Annotated in this window: 13 protein-coding genes; 8 read left to right on the top strand and 5 right to left on the bottom strand. The window is 71.7% G+C overall.

The window, feature by feature from the left end; genetic code table 11:
• Window positions 1-4 precede the first annotated feature (4 nt).
• Together ABTX60_RS10030 and ABTX60_RS10025 are read left to right on the top strand one after the other, a co-directional pair.
• Entirely contained in the window at window positions 5-1,219 is a 1,215-nt protein-coding gene (locus tag ABTX60_RS10030; RefSeq protein ID WP_352096606.1) for an acetyl-CoA C-acetyltransferase, read from the top strand.
• 34 nt (window positions 1,220-1,253) lie between these two features.
• A complete protein-coding gene (locus tag ABTX60_RS10025; RefSeq protein ID WP_352096605.1) occupies window positions 1,254-3,440 on the top strand; it encodes a 3-hydroxyacyl-CoA dehydrogenase NAD-binding domain-containing protein in 2,187 nt (728 codons plus the stop codon).
• Here the strand turns inward: ABTX60_RS10025 and ABTX60_RS10020 are convergent.
• Window positions 3,426-4,148, bottom strand: a complete 723-nt coding sequence (locus ABTX60_RS10020; protein WP_352096604.1) for a MerR family transcriptional regulator — start codon at window positions 4,146-4,148, stop codon at window positions 3,426-3,428. The genes ABTX60_RS10025 and ABTX60_RS10020 overlap by 15 nt on opposite strands.
• A 229-nt stretch (window positions 4,149-4,377) precedes the next feature.
• Here ABTX60_RS10020 and ABTX60_RS10015 point away from each other — a divergent pair, with 229 nt between their 5' ends.
• Complete coding sequence (locus ABTX60_RS10015) at window positions 4,378-5,844, top strand: amino acid permease (protein ID WP_352096603.1); 1,467 nt, start codon at window positions 4,378-4,380, stop codon at window positions 5,842-5,844.
• Between the two features lie 27 nt (window positions 5,845-5,871).
• Here ABTX60_RS10015 and ABTX60_RS10010 read toward each other — a convergent pair whose 3' ends face one another.
• Together ABTX60_RS10010 and ABTX60_RS10005 are read right to left on the bottom strand one after the other, a co-directional pair.
• Complete coding sequence (locus ABTX60_RS10010; RefSeq protein WP_352096602.1) at window positions 5,872-6,756, bottom strand: arginase family protein; 885 nt, start codon at window positions 6,754-6,756, stop codon at window positions 5,872-5,874.
• Window positions 6,757-7,251: 495 nt separating this feature from the next.
• Window positions 7,252-8,745, bottom strand: a complete 1,494-nt coding sequence (locus ABTX60_RS10005; RefSeq protein WP_352096601.1) for a M1 family metallopeptidase — start codon at window positions 8,743-8,745, stop codon at window positions 7,252-7,254.
• A 210-nt stretch (window positions 8,746-8,955) separates the two neighbouring features.
• Here ABTX60_RS10005 and ABTX60_RS10000 point away from each other — a divergent pair, with 210 nt between their 5' ends.
• The 3 genes from ABTX60_RS10000 (at window position 8,956) to ABTX60_RS09990 (ending at window position 14,001) form a co-directional block, all read left to right on the top strand.
• Complete coding sequence (locus ABTX60_RS10000; RefSeq protein ID WP_352096600.1) at window positions 8,956-10,920, top strand: Xaa-Pro dipeptidyl-peptidase; 1,965 nt, start codon at window positions 8,956-8,958, stop codon at window positions 10,918-10,920.
• A complete protein-coding gene (locus ABTX60_RS09995; protein ID WP_502992300.1) occupies window positions 10,917-12,191 on the top strand; it encodes a M14 family metallopeptidase in 1,275 nt (424 codons plus the stop codon). Before ABTX60_RS10000 ends, ABTX60_RS09995 begins: the two co-directional genes overlap by 4 nt.
• Before the next feature lie 85 nt (window positions 12,192-12,276).
• A complete protein-coding gene (locus tag ABTX60_RS09990; RefSeq protein ID WP_352096599.1) occupies window positions 12,277-14,001 on the top strand; it encodes a BCCT family transporter in 1,725 nt (574 codons plus the stop codon).
• 136 nt (window positions 14,002-14,137) lie between these two features.
• Here ABTX60_RS09990 and ABTX60_RS09985 read toward each other — a convergent pair whose 3' ends face one another.
• Window positions 14,138-15,088 (bottom strand): NAD(P)/FAD-dependent oxidoreductase, encoded by a 951-nt coding sequence (locus ABTX60_RS09985; RefSeq protein WP_352096598.1) that lies wholly within the window; start codon window positions 15,086-15,088, stop codon window positions 14,138-14,140.
• Between the two features lie 67 nt (window positions 15,089-15,155).
• Between ABTX60_RS09985 and ABTX60_RS09980 the strand changes: the two genes are divergently transcribed.
• Window positions 15,156-16,178: an oxidoreductase gene (locus ABTX60_RS09980; RefSeq protein WP_352096597.1), complete on the top strand. Its 1,023-nt coding sequence runs from the start codon at window positions 15,156-15,158 to the stop codon at window positions 16,176-16,178.
• Window positions 16,179-16,206: 28 nt separating this feature from the next.
• Window positions 16,207-17,847, top strand: a complete 1,641-nt coding sequence (locus tag ABTX60_RS09975) for an ABC-F family ATP-binding cassette domain-containing protein (protein WP_352096596.1) — start codon at window positions 16,207-16,209, stop codon at window positions 17,845-17,847.
• Here the strand turns inward: ABTX60_RS09975 and ABTX60_RS09970 are convergent.
• Window positions 17,844-18,392, bottom strand: a complete 549-nt coding sequence (locus tag ABTX60_RS09970) for a putative glycolipid-binding domain-containing protein (RefSeq protein WP_352096595.1) — start codon at window positions 18,390-18,392, stop codon at window positions 17,844-17,846. The two genes, ABTX60_RS09975 and ABTX60_RS09970, sit on opposite strands and share 4 nt — an antisense overlap.
• Window positions 18,393-18,456: the final 64 nt, after the last annotated feature.

Raw genomic sequence — 18,456 nt, 5'->3', positions numbered from 1 at the left:
CCTCGTGAGCACCGAAGCGTATGTGTACGACGCGATCCGCACCCCGCGCGGCCGCGGCAAGGCCAACGGAGCCCTGCACGGCACCAAGCCCATCGATCTGGTCGTAGGACTCATCCACGAGATCCGCGCCCGGTTCCCGGACCTGGACCCGGCCGCGGTCGACGACATCGTCCTCGGCGTCGTCGGCCCGGTCGGCGACCAGGGCTCCGACATCGCCCGGATCGCCGCCATCGCCGCGGGGCTGCCCGACACCGTGGCCGGTGTGCAGGAGAACCGCTTCTGTGCCTCGGGCCTGGAGGCCGTCAACCTGGCCGCCGCCAAGGTGCGTTCGGGCTGGGAGGACCTGGTCCTCGCGGGCGGTGTCGAGTCGATGTCCCGGGTGCCGATGGCCTCCGACGGCGGTGCCTGGTTCAACGACCCCATGACCAACCTCCAGGTCAACTTCGTGCCGCAGGGCATCGGCGCCGACCTCATCGCCACCATCGAGGGCTTCTCCCGGCGCGACGTCGACGAGTACGCGGCCCTCTCCCAGGAGCGGGCCGCCACCGCGATGAAGGACGGCCGCTTCGAGCGGTCCGTCGTCCCGGTGAGGGACCGCAGCGGCCTCGTCGTCCTCGACCACGACGAGTTCCCGCGCCCCGGCACCACCGCAGACTCCCTGGCCAAGCTCAAGCCGTCCTTCGCGGACATCGGCGAGCTCGGCGGCTTCGACGCGGTCGCCCTCCAGCAGTACCACTGGGTGGAGAAGATCGACCACGTTCACCACGCGGGCAACTCCTCCGGCATCGTCGACGGCGCCTCGCTCGTCGCGATCGGCTCCAAGGAGGTCGGCGAGCGCTACGGCCTCACGCCCCGCGCCCGGATCGTCTCCGCCGCGGTCTCCGGCTCCGAGCCGACCATCATGCTCACCGGACCCGCCCCGGCCACCCGCAAGGCCCTCGCAAAGGCGGGCCTCACCATCGACGACATCGACCTCGTCGAGATCAACGAGGCGTTCGCGGCGGTCGTCCTGCGCTTCGTCAAGGACATGGGCCTGTCCCTGGACAAGGTCAACGTCAACGGCGGCGCGATCGCGCTCGGCCACCCCCTCGGCGCCACCGGCGCGATGATCCTCGGCACCCTCGTCGACGAACTCGAGCGCCAGGACAAGCGCTACGGCCTCGCCACGCTGTGCGTCGGCGGCGGCATGGGCGTCGCCACGATCGTCGAGCGCATCTGACCCCCTCCCGACGGATCACACGGAGCACCTCCACATGAGCACTGAGTCCACCACCATCCGCTGGGAACAGGACCGCACCGGCCTCGTCACCCTGGTCATCGACGACCCGAACCAGTCCGCGAACACCATGAACCAGGCGTTCCGCGACTCCCTCGCCGCCGTCACCGACCGCCTGGAGGCCGAGAAGGACTCCATCCGGGGCGTCATCATCACCTCCGCCAAGAAGACCTTCTTCGCCGGCGGCGACCTGCGCGACCTCATCCGCGTCACGCCCGAGACCGCCCAGGAGCTCTTCGACGGCGGCATGGCCATCAAGCGGAACCTGCGCCGCATCGAGACCCTCGGCAAGCCCGTCGTCGCCGCCCTCAACGGCGCGGCCCTCGGCGGCGGTTACGAGATCGCCCTGGCCTGCCACCACCGCGTCGCCCTGGACGCACCCGGCTCGAAGATCGGCTGCCCCGAGGTCACCCTCGGCCTGCTGCCCGGAGGCGGCGGCGTGGTCCGCACCGTCCGCCTGCTGGGCATCGCCGACGCCCTGCTGAAGGTCCTCCTCCAGGGCACCCAGTACAGCCCCCGCCGCGCCCAGGAGAACGGCCTCGTCGACGAGGTGGCCGACAGTCAGGAGGACATGCTGGCCAGGGCCCGTGCCTTCATCGACGCCAACCCCGAGTCCCAGCAGCCCTGGGACAAGCCGGGCTACCGCATCCCCGGCGGCACGCCGGCCAACCCCAAGTTCGCCGCGAACCTGCCCGCCTTCCCGGCCGGCCTGCGCAAGCAGACCAACGGCGCCCCCTACCCGGCCCCGCGCAACATCCTCGCCGCCGCCGTCGAGGGCTCCCAGGTCGACTTCGAGACCGCCCAGGTCATCGAGGCCCGCTACTTCGTGGACCTCGCGGCCGGGCAGACGTCGAAGAACATGATCCAGGCCTTCTTCTTCGACCTCCAGGCCGTCAACTCCGGCGCGAACCGCCCGAAGGGCATCGAGCCCCGCAAGGTCCGCAAGGCCGCCGTCCTCGGCGCCGGCATGATGGGCGCGGGCATCGCCTACTCCTGTGCCCGCGCCGGCATCGACGTCGTTCTGAAGGACGTCTCCCTGGAAGCGGCCCTCAAGGGCAAGGCCTACTCCGAGAAGCTGTGCGCCAAGGCCGTCGCCAAGGGCCGTACGACCCAGGAGAAGGCAGACGCGCTGCTCGCCCGCATCACCCCCACCGCCGAGGTCCAGGACCTGGCCGGCTGCGACGCCGTGATCGAGGCGGTCTTCGAGGACACCTCCCTCAAGCACAAGGTGTTCCAGGAGATCCAGAACGTCGTGGAGCCGGACGCGCTGCTGTGCTCCAACACCTCGACGCTGCCCATCACCGCCCTCGCCGAAGGAGTGGAGCGCCAGGGTGACTTCATCGGCCTGCACTTCTTCTCGCCCGTCGACAAGATGCCGCTCGTCGAGATCATCAAGGGCGAGCGCACCGGCGAGGAGGCCCTGGCCCGCGCCTTCGACCTGGTCCGGCAGATCAACAAGACGCCGATCGTCGTCAACGACTCGCGAGGCTTCTTCACCTCCCGTGTCATCGGCCACTTCATCAACGAGGGTGTCGCCATGGTCGGCGAGGGTATCGAGCCCGCCTCCGTCGAGCAGGCCGCGGCCCAGGCCGGCTACCCGGCCAAGGTGCTGTCCCTGATGGACGAGCTGACGCTGACCCTGCCGCGCAAGATCCGCGCCGAGTCGAAGCGGGCGGTCGAGGAGGCGGGCGGCACCTGGACGCCCCACCCCGCCGAGGCCGTCATCGACCGCATGGTCGACGAGTTCGGCCGCACCGGCCGCAGCGGCGGCGCCGGCTTCTACGACTACGGCGACGACGGCAAGCGCACCGGCCTGTGGCCCGGGCTGCGCGAGCACTACACCAAGCCGGGGTATCGGATCCCGTTCCGGGACATGCAGGAACGCATGCTGTTCTCCGAGGCGCTGGACACCGTCCGGCTGCTGGAGGAGGGCGTGCTGACCTCCGTCGCCGACGCCAACATCGGCTCCATCTTCGGCATCGGCTTCCCGGGCTGGACCGGCGGCGTGCTCCAGTACATCAACGGCTACGAGGGAGGCCTGCCCGGCTTCGTGGCCCGTGCGCGGGAACTCGCCGGCCAGTACGGCGAGCGCTTCACCCCGCCCGCGCTGCTGGTGGACAAGGCGGAGAAGGGGGAGCGGTTCAGCGACTCAGCCCGCGTCTGACCCGCCGGACTCCGACGGCCCGGTGAGCCACTCGCCCAGCTCTTCCTTCAGCGACCGCTGAAAAGCGGTGAGGAGCGCCTGCACCACCAGCGGGTGCATGTGCGCCGACAGGGACCGCACGTCCCGCGCGTCACGCTCCGCCACCTCACCGCGGAAGAGCCGGGACAGCTCCCGGGCCGCGGCGCACGCGTGCTCGACGAGGACGGTGCGCGCCGTGAAGATCGCCTGCTGGGACAGCGGTACGTCCAGCAGCCCCGTGCCCAGCCGGAGCAGACCGAGGTCGGCTTCGTACCCGCCGTCCGCGGGCCGGACCACGCCCATGGCGACGAGCCGCTCGACGTCCTCGTCGCCCAGCGGCCGCCCGGCCCGCCGCTCCAGCTCCGCCCGCGTGACCGTCTCGACGGTCTCCGGTGCCCAGGAGGCCACCACGGCCCGGTGGATGGCCAGGTCGTGCGCGCTGAGATCCGGCGGCAGTTGCCGCAGGTAGCGCTCGATGCCGGCCAGCGTCATGCCCTGCTGCTGCAACTCCTCGATCAGCGCCAGCCGGGCCAGGTGCTCGCGCCCGTAGTGCCCCACCCGCCGCGGACCGAGCACCGGCGGGGGCAGCAGCCCCTTCGTGCCGTAGAAGCGGACCGTGCGCACCGTGACTCCGGCCCGGGCCGCCAGCTCGTCGATCGTGAGGGTCGGCTCCTCGGTGTCGGTCGTCATGTGCAGCAGTATCGCTGTCTCACCAGTGCTGTGAAACCTCCGGAGATCCACGGGACGTCAGGGACGTCCCGTGTGAGAAGTCGCGCTCTGTGACGTATGCCACCGCGTGAGTCGCGAAGGGCGGGGGAAGGTGGCCCCTTGGTCTGTGCCTTTACCGAGGGCGCGGACCTTATGTACGTCCGGAAAGCCGAGCGCGACCCGCTCGGGAGCACCAGAGAGTGGATCCACCGTGAGCAAGGACGCCGTGAACACGGCAGCAGCCGCATCCCGCAGTGACGCGGCCCAGGTGCCCGCGGACGCGGGCGACGCCGGCTACAGCAAGGACCTCAAGCCCCGCCACGTCAACATGATCGCCATCGGAGGCGCGATCGGCACCGGACTCTTCCTCGGTGCGGGCGGCCGCCTCCACAACGCCGGCCCGGCCCTGGCGATCGCGTACCTGGTCTGCGGCATCTTCGCCTTCTTCGTGGTCAAGGCCCTCGGTGAGCTCGTGCTCTACCGCCCTTCCTCGGGCTCCTTCGTGTCGTACGCGCGCGAGTTCCTCGGTGAGAAGGGCGCGTACGTCGCCGGCTGGATGTACTTCCTGAACTGGTCGACCACCGGCATCGCCGACATCACGGCGATCGCGCTCTACACGCACTACTGGAGCCTGTTCACCGACATCCCGCAGTGGGTGCTCGCGCTGGTCGCCCTCGCGGTGGTCCTGGTGGTGAACCTGATCTCGGTGAAGATCTTCGGCGAGATGGAGTTCTGGTTCTCGATCATCAAGGTCGCGACGCTCGTCGGCTTCATGCTCATCGGCATCTTCCTGCTCGCCACGCAGCAGAAGGTCGGCGGTGGGACGCCGGGCCTGAGCGTCATCACCGACAACGGCGGCGTCTTCCCGCACGGCATGATGCCGGTCGTCCTGGTCATGCAGGGCGTGATCTTCGCGTACGCCGCGCTGGAGCTGGTCGGTGTCGCCGCGGGCGAGACCGCCGAGCCGGAGAAGATCGTCCCCCGTGCGGTGAACTCGATCATGTGGCGCGTGGGCCTCTTCTACGTCGGCTCGGTCGTCCTGCTGGCCCTGCTCCTGCCGGGTTCGGTCTATTCGGCCGACCAGAGCCCCTTCGTCACGGTGCTGTCGAAGATCGGCATCCCGGCCGCCGGCGACGTGATGAACCTGGTGGTCCTCACGGCCGCCATGTCCTCCCTCAACTCCGGCCTGTACTCCACGGGCCGCATCCTGCGCTCCATGGCGATGGCCGGCTCCGCGCCGAAGTTCACCGCCCGCATGAACCGCAGCCAGGTGCCCTACGGCGGCATCCTGCTCACCTGCGCGGTGTGTGTGCTCGGCGTCGGCCTGAACTACCTGGTGCCGGCCCAGGCCTTCGAGATCGTGCTCAACGTGGCCTCCCTCGGCATCATCAGCACCTGGGTGATCATCATGATCTGTCACCTGGTCTTCGTCCGCCGCGCCAAGGCGGGCCTGATCAGCCGCCCCTCGTTCCGCCTCAAGGGCACCCCGGTCACGGAGATCGCCACGATCGTCTTCCTGCTGGCCTGCCTCGGCATGATGTGGAACGACCCCGAGGTCGGCCGCAAGACGCTCCTGCTCGTCCCGGTGATCGCGGCCATGCTGGTCGCCGGCTGGTACGGCGTCCGCCGCCGGGTCTCGCAGACGGCGGACCAGGAGCTGTCGCAGCTGACGAAGTAGCGGGACGGGGCCTCTGGCAGCCGCCGGTCAGCCCTGGCTGTCGAAGGCCCCTGTCAGGCAGTCGGTGAGGCGCTGTGCGAGGGTGCCGTCGGGGTCCAGGCGGGGGTTGAAGATCGTGACGGTGAGGCCGACGGCGCCGCCGCCGGACAGGGCCGTGCGCAGGACGGTCTCCAGCTCCTGCCAGGTCAGGCCGTCCGGCTGCCGGTAATCGACGGCGGGCATGAGCGCGTCGTCCAGCACGTCGACGTCGAGATGGACCCAGTACCCGGCGTCCGCGCCGCCGCTCAGCAGCCCGACCGCGCGGCGGGCCGCCTCGGCTGCCCCCAGCGCACGCACGGTGTCCAGTTCCATCGCGTGCAGCGCGGGCGGCAGCGGCTGCATCCCGTGTCCCGCGGACTCCTCCGCGTCCCGGAACCCCAGCGCGACGACGTCCTCGTCCCGCACGAGCGGGCCCCGGCCCTCCAGGTCGGCCAGCACGCGCGGGCCGCGCCCGGTGGCCAGGGCGAGTTCCATGGAGGCCACCTCGCCGGCCGGCTCGGCCGAGGGCTGGTAGAAGTCGGTGTGGCCGTCCAGGAAGAGCAGACCGTGCCGGTCGCGGCGGCGCAGCGCGAGCAGGGGGCCGAGCAGCACGCTGCAGTCGCCGCCGAGCACGACCGGAAACCGGCCGTCGTCGAGGACGTCGCCCACGGCGCCGGCAAGCGCGACGGAGTAGGCGGCGATACCGCCCGGGTTCAGGGCCCCCGTTCCCGGGTCCCGCTCCGAGTCGTACGGGGGCGGCTCGATCCGCCCCGCGTGCACCGCCCCGAGCCCCTCGGCCAGCCCCGCCCCGAGGAGCGCCGACGGCAGATCCTCCACACCGGTGGGGCGCAGCCCGAGCACGGACGGGGCCTCGATGATCGCCAGTTTCCGCAACGCCGGCTCCCTCGTCGGCCGCCGCGGCCTTACTCGTCACGGCGCATGAACTCACCGTAGACGGCCGGCCCCCGTCCGGCAGCCCGGGTTCCTCCCGACGGCGGGGCGCCGCCACCCCGGCACGGCGAGCCGCCTGCGGCCGGTCCCAGCCCCGGCGCGGCCGAGACCCCCGCCCGGACCGCGTCGGACACGCCTGCGCGGCCGGGGCCCTGGCCGGACCGCGCCGGATACCCTGCGCGCCGACGTCCCGGCACGGCGAGCCGTCTGCGACCGGACCGCGCCGGATACCCCTGCGCGCCGTCGCCCCGGCACGGCGAGCCCGTCTGCGGCCGGTCCCAGCCCCGGCGCGGCCGAGACCCCCGCCCGGACCGCGTCGGACACGCCTGCGCGGCCGGGGCCCCGGCCGGACCGCGCCGGACACCTGCGCGCCGACGCCCAGCACGGCGAGCCGCCTGCGACCGGATCGCGCCGGATACCCCCTGCGCTACGACGACGTCAGTGCCCGTGCACCCCGTTCGTCGCCGCGATCCGCTTCCACGACCTGGGCCGCGAGACGCCCTCCGCGGCCTTGGCCACCGCGGCGGCCCGAGCCGCCGGTGCCCCCGGCTTCGACGGCTGGAACAGCCACGTGTCGAACAGCGCGGCCAGCGGCTTGCCCGACACCTCCTCCGCGTACCGCCGGAAGTCCGCCACCGACGCGTTGCCGTGGGCGTACTTCGACGGCCAGCCCTTGAGGATCGTGAAGAACGCCTCGTCGCCGATCCGGTTGCGCAGCGCCTGGACGGCCAGTGCGCCACGGTCGTAGACCGCGATGTCGAACTGGTTCTCCGGGCCGGGATCCCCGGGCTTCACCGTCCAGAACGGGTCGTCGGCGGGATGCGAGGCGTACACGTAGTCGGCGAGTTCCTGCGCCGTGCCCTCGCCCTCGTGCTCGGACCACAGCCACTGCGCGTACCGCGCGAACCCCTCGTTGATCCAGATGTCCTTCCAGCCCTTCAGCGACACGTCGTCGCCGTACCACTGGTGGGCCAGCTCATGGACGACGACCGACACGTTCGACCCGTTCGCGAACTGCCGCGGGCTGTAGAACGGCCGGGTCTGGGTCTCCAGGGCGTACCCGGTGTCCGTGTTCGGCACGTACCCGCCGAGCGCGTTGTAGGGATACGGCCCGAAGTACCCGGCCAGCCAGTCCGCGATCTCCCCGGTCCGTTCGATGCTCGCCCGTGCGGCCCCGGCGTTCGCTCCGAGATCCTTGCTGTAGGCGTTGAGGACCGGGATGCCGCCCTCGGTCGTGCCGGTCGTGATGTCGAACCTCCCGACCGCGAGCGTGGCGAGGTACGTGGCCTGCGGCTTGTCGGACCGCCAGTTCCAACGGGTCCAGCCGAGTTTCGAACTCGTCGACTGGAGCGTGCCGTTGGAGATGGCCTGGGTGCCGTCCGGGACCAGCACGGAAACGTCGTAGGTCGCCTTGTCCAGCGGGTGGTCGTTGCCCGGGAACCACCAGGCCGCCGCCTCCGGCTCGTTCGCCGCGACGCCCCCGTCCGGGGTGCGGTGCCAGCTGGTGAAGCCGTAGGCCTGCTTCGACGACGGCACCCCGCTGTAGCGGACGACGACGGTGACGGGCGCGCCCTTGGCCAGCGGGCTCTTCGGCGTGATCTCCAGCTCGTGCTCGCCCGAGGTCCGGAACGAGGCCTTCGCCCCGTTGACCCGTACCTCGGCGACGTCCAGCAGGAAGTCCAGGTCGAAGCTCGACAGGTCCTGGGTGGTGCGGGCCACGAGGGTGGCCGTGCCCTCCAGCTCGTCCGTGGCCGGCTGGTACTTCAGCCGGAGGTCGTAGTGGGAGACGTCGTATCCGCCGTTGCCGTAGGCCGGGTAGTAGGGGTCGCCGATACCCGGCGCGCCGGGGGAGTGGGAGGCGGCCGATGCCGGGATCGCCAGCAGGAGAACGGTCGCCGCCAGCGCTCCCGGCGCGATGATTCTGCGGTGCACGCAAGGCTCCAAGTCGTAGGTTCCCGAGGTCTTCCGGGGTCTGTCCGGAGCCTATTGACTCCCCGTGCCCCTGATCATGTCCATGGCCCCTGCTGTCACACGATCGCCATTCGGCCGACATGAGACACCCGCCCCGAAGGCCCCCGGGGACACGCCGGTCCGTCAGCTGCCCTCTTCTGCACGGGAGTTCACCGATGTACCGTCCGGCGCATGCCGAAACGCACGCGCTTCACGACCTGGAGACCGCTCGCGACGGCGGCCACGGCCGCCCTCTTGGCCACCCTGATCACCCCGGCCGCCGCACAGGCCGCACCGGCCGCCCCGCGCGGGAGCGAACCCGTCTTCTCCTACGAGAACGCCATCCGCGAGGCCGTCTGGGTGGACACCGGGCTCGACGGCGACCGCGACGGGAGGACCGACCGGGTCGCCGTCGACATCGTCCGCCCCCGCGAGACCGCCCGGCAGGGCCGCAAGGTCCCCGTCATCATGGACGCCAGCCCTTACTACTCCTGCTGCGGGCGCGGCAACGAGAGCCAGAAGAAGACCTACGACGCGCAGGGCCGTGTCGACCGGATGCCGCTCTACTACGACAACTACTTCGTCCCGCGCGGCTACGCCTTCGTCGGCGTGGACCTGGCCGGAACCAATCGCTCCGACGGCTGCGTCGACGTGGGCGGCCGCTCCGACATCCAGTCAGCGAAGGCCGTCGTCGACTGGCTGAACGGCCGCGCCAAGGCCTACACCAGCCGCACCGGCACCGCCCGCGCCCAGGCCGGCTGGACCAACGGCCGCACCGGCATGATCGGCAAGAGCTGGGACGGCACCATCGCCAACGGCGTCGCCGCCACCGGCGTCAAGGGCCTGAAGACCATCGTCCCGATCAGCGCCATCTCCTCCTGGTACGACTACTACTTCCAGCAGGGCGCCCCGCTCTACGACTCCGGCCCCGAGTGGCTGTCGGACTACGTCGACAGTCCCGACGCCCGCGCCAAGTGCGCGGCCGTCCAGCAACAGCTCGCCGACGGCGCCCCACGCACGGGCGACTGGACTCCGCTGTGGACCCAGCGCGACTACGTGAAGGCCGCGCGCAAGGTCGAGGCCAGCGTCTTCCTGGTGCACGGCATGCAGGACCTCAACGTCCGCATGAAGCACGTCGGCCAGTGGTGGAACGCCCTCGCGAAGAACGGCGTCGAGCGCAAGATCTGGCTCTCCCAGACCGGTCACGTCGACCCCTTCGACTTCCGCCGCGGCGCCTGGGTCGACACCCTGCACCGCTGGTTCGACCACGAACTCATGGGCTACGACAACGGCATCGACCGCGAGCCCATGGCCGACATCGAACGCGCACCCGACCGGTGGGACACCTCCAGGACCTGGCCGCCGAGCGGCACCCGGGCCGCCACCCTGCGTCCCGACCGCGGCTCCCAGGCCGGCGTCGGCACCCTCGGCCTGCACCGCGGCCACGGCACCGAGACCTTTACCGACGACCCGAAGCGGGGCGAGACCGACTGGGCCGCCCAGCTGGACGAGCCGGCACCGGACAAGGCCGGGTTCAGCACCGGCCCGCTCACCCGTGACCTGCGCCTGGCCGGCTCCTCCCGGGTCACCGTCACCGCCACGGCCTCCACTTCGACGGCCCACCTCTCCGCCGTCCTCGTGGACGTCGGCCCCGCCCGTATCCGCGACTACGCGGACGCCGGCGAAGGCATCACCACCCTCACGGACCGGACCTGCTGGGGCGCGAGCACCGCCGGCGACAGCTCCTGCTTCAAGGAGACGAAGGCGAAGACCGCCGACGTCGGCTTCACGGTCGTCAGCCGCGGCTGGGCCGACCTCGGCAACCACGCCTCGGACCACAGGGGCTCCCCGCTCACCCCGGGCAAGCGGTACACGATCACCCTCGACCTCGCGGCGACCGACCACGTCGTCCCGAAGGGCCACCGCCTCGCGCTGATCGTCGGCGGCACCGACCAGGGCCTCATCGACCCTCCCGCCGACAAGCCGAAGCTCACGCTCGACCTGTCCCGCACCTCGGCGCGCGTCCCGTTCGCGGGCGGAGCAGCCGCCTTCGCCCGTGCCACCACGGGCGCCGCAACCGCCGTCCCCGACGCCACGTACCTGGACGGCGTTCGCAAGCCGCGCACCACACACCGTGTCCCGGAGGCGAGCCAGTGACCCGTGCAGGCGCCCTGATGGTGACCACCGCGGCCCTCGCGGCCTCCCTGGTCGCCGCACCGGCCCAGGCGGCCACCGGCTCCCCGCCGCGCACCGGCTTCGAGCAGTCGGACGGCGCCCGCTGGACCACCCAGCCCGAGGAGCAGGACTTTCTCCGGACCGTCGACCGGTCGGGCGGCCGCGTCTCCGTGACCCGCTTCGGCACCACGAAGCAGGACCGCCCGCTCCAACTGGTGCGGATCGGCAACCGCCCGACCACGAACAAGGTCCTGCTCGTCTGCAGCCAGCACGGCGACGAACCCTCCGGCCGCGAGGCCTGCCTGACCACCGTCCGCGACCTCGCGTACGCCCGCGACAGCAGGACCCGTCGCTTCCTGGACCGCACCACGGTCCTGGTCGTACCCACCGCCAACCCGGACGGCCGGGCCGCGAACACACGCGGCAACGGCGACGGCGTCGACATCAACCGCGACCACCTCGCCCTGAAGACCGCCGAGGGCCGTGCCCTGGCCGCCCTCATCCGCGACCAGCGCCCCGACATCGTCTACGACCTGCACGAGTACGGCGCCACACCCCGGTTCTACGACAAGGACCTCTTCGACCTGTGGCCGCGCAACCTCAACACCCACGAGGCCGTCCACGACGAGGCGCGGACCCTCTCCGAGGCGTACGTCCGCCCCGCGGCACAGCGCGCCGGGCACTCGACGGGCACCTACGGCATCTGGACCGACCCGGAGACCGGTGAGCCGGTCAAACAGGTCGCCGGCGACGGACAGGAGCGCATTCTGCGCAACATGTCCGGTGTGAAGCACTCCGTCGGACTGCTCATCGAAAGCCGCGTCGACCCGCTCACCGAGGCGGAGAAGGCGGACGGGGCGCTCAACAACCGGCGCCGGGTCACCTCCCAACTGGACGCGCTCAAGGGCATGTTCGGCTACACCGACCAGCGTCGGGCGCGCATCGGGGCGGCCACGGCGGCGGCCCGGCTCGCGGGCTACGCCGACACGGGCCCCGTCTACCTCGGCGGTGCCGACAACGATCCGCCCGAACCGGCAGAAATCATCCCGAACCCGCCCTGCGGCTACCGGCTCACCGCCGCCCAGTACGCCGAGGTGGGTGACGAGCTCGCCCTGCACGGCGTGCAGGTGCGCAAGGACCGCGAGGGTGTGCTCGTCCCGCTGCGCCAGCCCCTGCGGGCTCTCGTGCCGCTGCTGCTCGACGACCGGGCCGAGTACCACCTGACAGGAGCTTCATACGAAACCGCATGTTGAGAGGGGTGAAATTCCGCCACACGTGGTAGCAGCGTTTACGGAGGGCCTACATCCTCCCTCGCTGTCCCGATGAAAGGTTCCGCCTGTGACGCAAGAACGACCAAGCGACAAGGACTCCCCGGAGGGAGCCGCGCTGCCGGGGTCGGAAGCGGGCCTGCCCGGTCAGGACCGGCCGCAGACCGACCGCATCGTCTTCGGCGTCACGGCGGCCCTCACCCTCGCCTTCGTGGTCTGGGGGGCGACGGCGACCGACTCGCTCGAGAGCGTCTCCACCAGCATGCTCGGCGGGCTGATGCACAACGGCGGCTGGGCGTTCATGCTCGCCGCCTCCGGCTTCGTCGTCTTCGCCCTCTGGCTCGCGATCAGCCGCTACGGCCGTATCCACCTCGGCGCGGAGGGCGAGGAGCCCGAGTTCCGCACGGTGTCCTGGGTCGCCATGATGTTCAGCGCCGGCATGGGCATCGGCCTGATGTTCTACGGCGTGAGCGAGCCGCTGTCGCACTACGGCACGCCCCCGCCGGGCAGCAACCCGGCCGACTCCGGCGATCGCATGGAGACGGCCATGGCCACCACCCTGTTCCACTGGACACTCCATCCCTGGGCGATCTACGCCGTGGTGGGTCTCGCCATCGCCTACAGCACCTTCCGCAGGCGCCGCCGGCAGACCATCAGCGCGGTGTTCACCCCGCTCATCGGCAAGAAGAACGCCAACGGCGGCATCGGCCGGGCCATCGACGTCCTCGCGATCATCGCGACCGTCTTCGGCTCCGCCGCCTCCCTGGGCCTGGGCGCGCTCCAGATCGGCTCCGGTGTGCAGGAGCTGAAGTGGATGGACAAGGTGAGCACCGGGCTGCTCGTCACGATCATCGCGGTGCTGACCCTGGCCTTCGTCGCGTCCGCGATCTCCGGTGTGGAGAAGGGCATCCAGTGGCTGTCCAACACCAACATGGTGCTGGCGCTGATCCTCGCCCTGTTCGTGTTCGTGGCGGGCCCGACCATCATCGTCCTGGACCTGCTGCCCACCTCCGTCTTCGCCTACCTCGGCGACCTGCCCCAGCTGGCCGGCCGGACCGAGGCCAGCGGTGGCAAGGGCGTGGCCGACTGGCTGGGCAGCTGGACCGTCTTCTACTGGGCGTGGTGGATCTCCTGGACGCCGTTCGTCGGCATGTTCATCGCCCGCATCAGCCGGGGCCGCACGATCCGCCAGTTCGTCGGCGGTGTCATCCTCGTGCCCAGCACCGTCAGCCTGATCTGGTTCGCGATCTTCGGCGGCTCGGCGATGAAGATGCAGGAGGAGGGGCAGCTCAGCAAGGAGGCCACCCCGGAGGGCCAGCTCTTCGGCGTGCTCCAGCAGTTCCCCATCGCCACCGTCACGAGCCTGCTGGTGATGATCCTCGTCGGCATCTTCTTCGTCTCGGGCGCCGACGCGGCCTCCATCGTCATGGGCACCCTGTCGCAGAAGGGCGCGCTCGAACCCGGCCGCTTCGTGGTCGTGTTCTGGGGCGTGGTCACCGGCGCGGTGGCCGCGATCATGCTCCTGGTCGGCAGCGGTCAGGGCGACGCGCTGACCGGTCTGCAGAATCTCACCATCCTCGCGGCGGCGCCGTTCGTCATCGTGATGATCTTCATGTGCGTCGCCCTCATGCGCGACCTGCGCCGTGACCCGGTGATCGTGCGCGAGCAGATGGGCTCCGAGGCCGTCGAAATGGCCGTCATGGAAGGCCACAAGAAGTACGACGGAGAGTTCGAGTTCCGCGTCGGCCCGGGCCGCGGCCCGGACGTGGAGGGAGACCCGATCGGCAAGCACTGATCCGCACGGCAGGGGCGGCCCGGGTTGCGAGAACCCGGGCCGCCCGCTGCCGTCCGGACGGCGCACGAGCCATACGGCCGGCTCGTGGGCCCCTCACCCGTCAGGCCCGAACACGCCGTACGGGGTGCCGCGCGTCTCAGCCGGCGACCAGCCGGGCCGCTTCCTCCGCACAGCCCCAGGCCACGGTGATGCCCGCACCGCCGTGGCCGTAGTTGTGCACCAGCAGCCGCCCGTCCGGCAGGGTGTCACGCTCCAGCCGGACCGCCGGCCGGGTGGGTCGCAGCCCCACCCGGTGCCGCAGCACGCGGGCGCCGGCGATCTCCGGCTTGAGGGCCGAACAGCGGCGGACGATCGCCTCGGCCGTGGCGGGGTCCGGCTCCAGCGACCACGCGTCCTCCTCGGAGGTACCGCCGAGGACGAGCCCGCCCGGCTGCGGGAAGAGGTACGCGTGCTCCCCGGCCGCGTCGGTGGAGACCAGCCAGGTGTCGATCCCGGGGTTCTCCACGACGACCAACTGCCCGCGCACGGGCCGCACGGAGGGGTCCGGCACGAGCTCCCGGGCGGCGAGCCCCGTGCAGTTGACCACGACGGGCGCGTCCGCCTCCGCGAGGGCCGACACCGTACGCGTCTCGACCACGCCGCCCGCCGCGACGAACCGCTCCCGAAGCCACGGAAGATGGGCCGGCATGTCGATGAGCGGCAGCCGTGCCCACAAGCCCGTCCCCGCGTATTCGCCGGCCGTGGCCGCCCGCAGCCCCGGCACCCGGCCCGCCAGCCACGCGTCGGCCTCGTCGACGCGGACCTCGCCCTGCACCCCCTCGACCATCCGTACGCCGGCCGGTTCGGCCCCTGCCGCCAGCTCCTCGTACACCTCCAGCGACCGCAGCGCCCACACGCGTGCCGCCGCGACCGGCTCGATCCGGTACGGCCACCACAGCGCACCCGCGACGGCGGAGGTGGTCGCCTCGACGGCGTCCCGCGTCCACACCCGCACCCGCCGGCCCCGCTCCGCGAGAACCAGGGCGGTCGTCAGCCCGATGACCCCGCCGCCCACCACCACGATCTCGCCACTCGGTTCACGCGTCATGCCCCGGACCGTAGCGGAATCCGTCATGCCGTGCTCACATCACGCGCAGTGTGGGGATACTCACCGTATGTGTGCCGAGTACGCGACCTTCGGCCTGGCGCCCGCGATGCGGGCCGGGGGAGTACGCAACGACGGTGGTTACCAGGTCCACCGGGACTTCGTGGACTTCATCGTCGACGGACGCCCCCTGTTGTTCCAGCTCTCCGACCTCGACGCGGTCTCCCCGCTCGCCTCCGACGTCCCGCCCGCGATCTTCACCGCGCAGGTCCGCAGCCTGCTCCTGGAAAGCCCGGCCCCGCTGCCCGGCGGCCGCTACGTCGTCTACGGCTGCCCCGAGTGCGAGGACCTGGCCTGCGGCGCCGTCACCGCGGTGATCCGCGGCGACGGCGAGGACTTCGTCTGGCGGGACTTCGCCTGGCAGACCGACGAACACGCCGATCTGGAGCTCAACGGCTACCACGGCATCGGGCCGTTCCGCTTCCGCGGCGGCGAGTACCGGACGGCGCTGAGCGCCCTGCTGGACGGCGCCGCGTCCGATTCCCGGCGGCGGGTCCTGCTGATCGGCGCCCGCGTCGCCGTCCTCGCCAAGCTGGCCGCCGCCCTGCGCATCATCGGCGTCGGCGCCGACATCGCCCAGGACGCCGACGGTGTCCCCGCCGACGAGCTCCGCGGCTACGGCGCCGTCGTCCTCGGTCATGCGGCCGGGGAGCAGGAACGCGCCGCCGTCCGCCGCGCCTTCCAGCGCGCCGGGGTCCCGGCCGCCCGCGTCGACGGCCTCGCCCCGATCGTGCCGCTCCTCGTCGCCCAGATCGAACACGCACTGGACCGCAGCCCGGCCGAGCGGCGCCGCCTCACCGGCCTGACCGCGACCGACTGCGGCGCGGACGTCGAGGTCACCTCGGCCTGCCGGGTCACCCTGACCGCGTACCGCCTCGACCGGCTCTCCCGCACCCACACCCACGAGATCTTCGACGGCGTCCTCGAAGCGGGCCGTCATCGCCTGCCCCTCGACGCGAAGGCGGCCAGGGGCCGGTCGTTCGTCGTGGCGCGCACCGCCGGAAGCGTCCTGGTGGCGGCCGTACGGCAGTGAGCGGGCGGCGACTAGGATCGACGCCCTGATGACTGCCACCCTCGTCGCCAAGAACCTCGCCGCCGGCCACGGCGACCGCTCCCTGTTCACCGGGCTCGACCTGGTCGTCGCGCCCGGCGACGTGATCGGCCTGGTCGGGGCCAACGGCGCGGGCAAGTCCACCCTGCTCAGGATGTTCGCCGGCCTCGCCGCCCCCGAGCAGGGCGAACTGCGCCTGTCCCCGCCGACCGCCACCGTCGGCCACCTCCCGCAGGAACCGGACCGTCGGCCCGGCGAGACCGTACGGGCGTTTCTCGCCCGCCGCACCGGCGTCGCCGAGGCCCAGCGGACCATGGACGAGGCGACCCAGGCCCTGGTCGACGGAGCGCCCGGCGCGGACGACGCCTACGCCACCAGCCTGGAGCGCTGGCTCGGGCTGGGCGGCGCCGACCTCGACGAACGCGCCGAGGAGGTCGCGGACAGCCTCGGTCTCGCGGTCGGCCTGGACCAGCCGATGACGTCCTTGTCCGGCGGCCAGGCGGCCCGCGCCGGACTCGCCTCCCTGCTCCTGTCCCGCTACGACGTCTTCCTCCTCGACGAGCCGACCAACGACCTCGACCTGGACGGCCTGGAGCGCCTCGAACGCTTCGTCGGCGGACTGCGCGCCGGCACCGTGGTCGTCAGCCACGACCGCGAGTTCCTCACCCGCACCGTCACCAAGGTCCTCGAACTCGACCTCGCCCAGCGGCAGATCAACCTCTTCGGCGGCGGCTACGACGCCTACCTGGAGGAGCGCGAGGTCGCCCGCCGGCACGCCCGCGACGAGTTCGAGGAGTACGCCGACAAGAAGGCGGCCCTCCAGGACCGCGCGCTGATGCAGCGCTCCTGGATGGACAAGGGCGTGAAGAACGCGCGCCGCAAGGCGGGCAACGACAACGACAAGATCGGCCGCAAGTTCCGCAGCGAGGCCAGCGAGAAGCAGGCGGCGAAGGCCCGCCAGACCCAGCGGATGATCGAGCGCCTGGACGTCGTCGAGGAGCCCCGCAAGGAGTGGGAGCTGCGCATGGAGATCGCGTCGGCCCCGCGCTCGGGCGCCGTCGTCGCGACCCTGCGGGACGCCGAGGTGCGCCGCGGCGGCTTCGTCCTCGGCCCCGTCTCCCTACAGATCGACTGGGCGGACCGGGTGGCGGTGACGGGCGCGAACGGCGCCGGCAAGTCCACGCTGCTCGGCGCCCTCCTCGGCCGTGTCCCGCTCGACGCCGGGCACGCGGCGCTGGGCTCGGGCGTCCTGCTCGGCGAGGTCGACCAGGCCCGCAAGCTGTTCCACGGCGAGGAGGCGCTGCTCGACGCCTTCCGTACGGCCGTCCCGGACACCGAACCGGTCGAGATCCGCACCCTCCTGGCCAAGTTCGGGCTCAAGACCGATCACGTCCTGCGCCCCGCGGCAAGCCTCTCCCCGGGCGAGCGCACCCGGGCCGCGCTGGCGCTGCTCCAGGGCCGGGGTGTCAACCTGCTGGTCCTCGACGAGCCGACCAACCACCTCGACCTGCCGGCCATCGAGCAACTGGAAGCCGCCCTCGACGCCTACGAGGGGACCCTGCTGCTGGTCACCCACGACCGCCGAATGCTGGACGCCGTGCACGTCACCCGCCGCCTGGAGGTTGCGGACGGCAAGGTGACCGAACGCTAAGGGGTCGTCAGACGGGTGGCCAGCCGCGGATAGTCGAGGACGTACCCCTCGTCGTCGAACTCCAGGTCGCTGCGGAAGTCGCCGGAGGAGTACCGGGCCCGTCCGGGTCCGAGATGCGTGTAGGTCTGCCGCGACGGCCGCACCGTCAGGTCCGGCACCGACACCCAGGCCATCAGGAACTCCCGCTCGCCGGGCGCCCGATGGAGCCCGTGGCGGAGCACCGGCATGGTGTTGGTGAGCGGGCACAGCCCGAGATCGCAGTCGAGCGCTCCGTCGACGGCGGGCAACGGCTCGCCGTCCGCGGTCCATCGGCCCTGACCGTCGTGGAGCAGATCGAGCGCGCGGGTCCCGGCCTCGGCCTCCGCCGTGACAGTCAACCGCCTGGTCACGAATCCTTCGGCGGTCTCCAGCTCGTACGAGATCCAGTACGGCTCCGGAACGGTACCGACAGCCCGCCCACGCGCCCGCAGCACGCCTTCTCCGAGCTGGACCCAGGCGGTCTCGAACCCCTGGCTCCCGGACACTTCCCAGGTGATGGCACGCATTCGGCAACCCTAGAACGGAAAGGGCGCGAAGCGCCTCTTTCCCAGGGAGGCGGGGAACTGCGCG

Source organism: Streptomyces sp. NPDC126510 (assembly GCF_040302345.1).
GTDB lineage: Bacteria > Actinomycetota > Actinomycetes > Streptomycetales > Streptomycetaceae > Streptomyces.
Note: the sequence above shows the minus strand (reverse complement) of the source record. Positions and strands in the feature narration are given on the sequence as shown.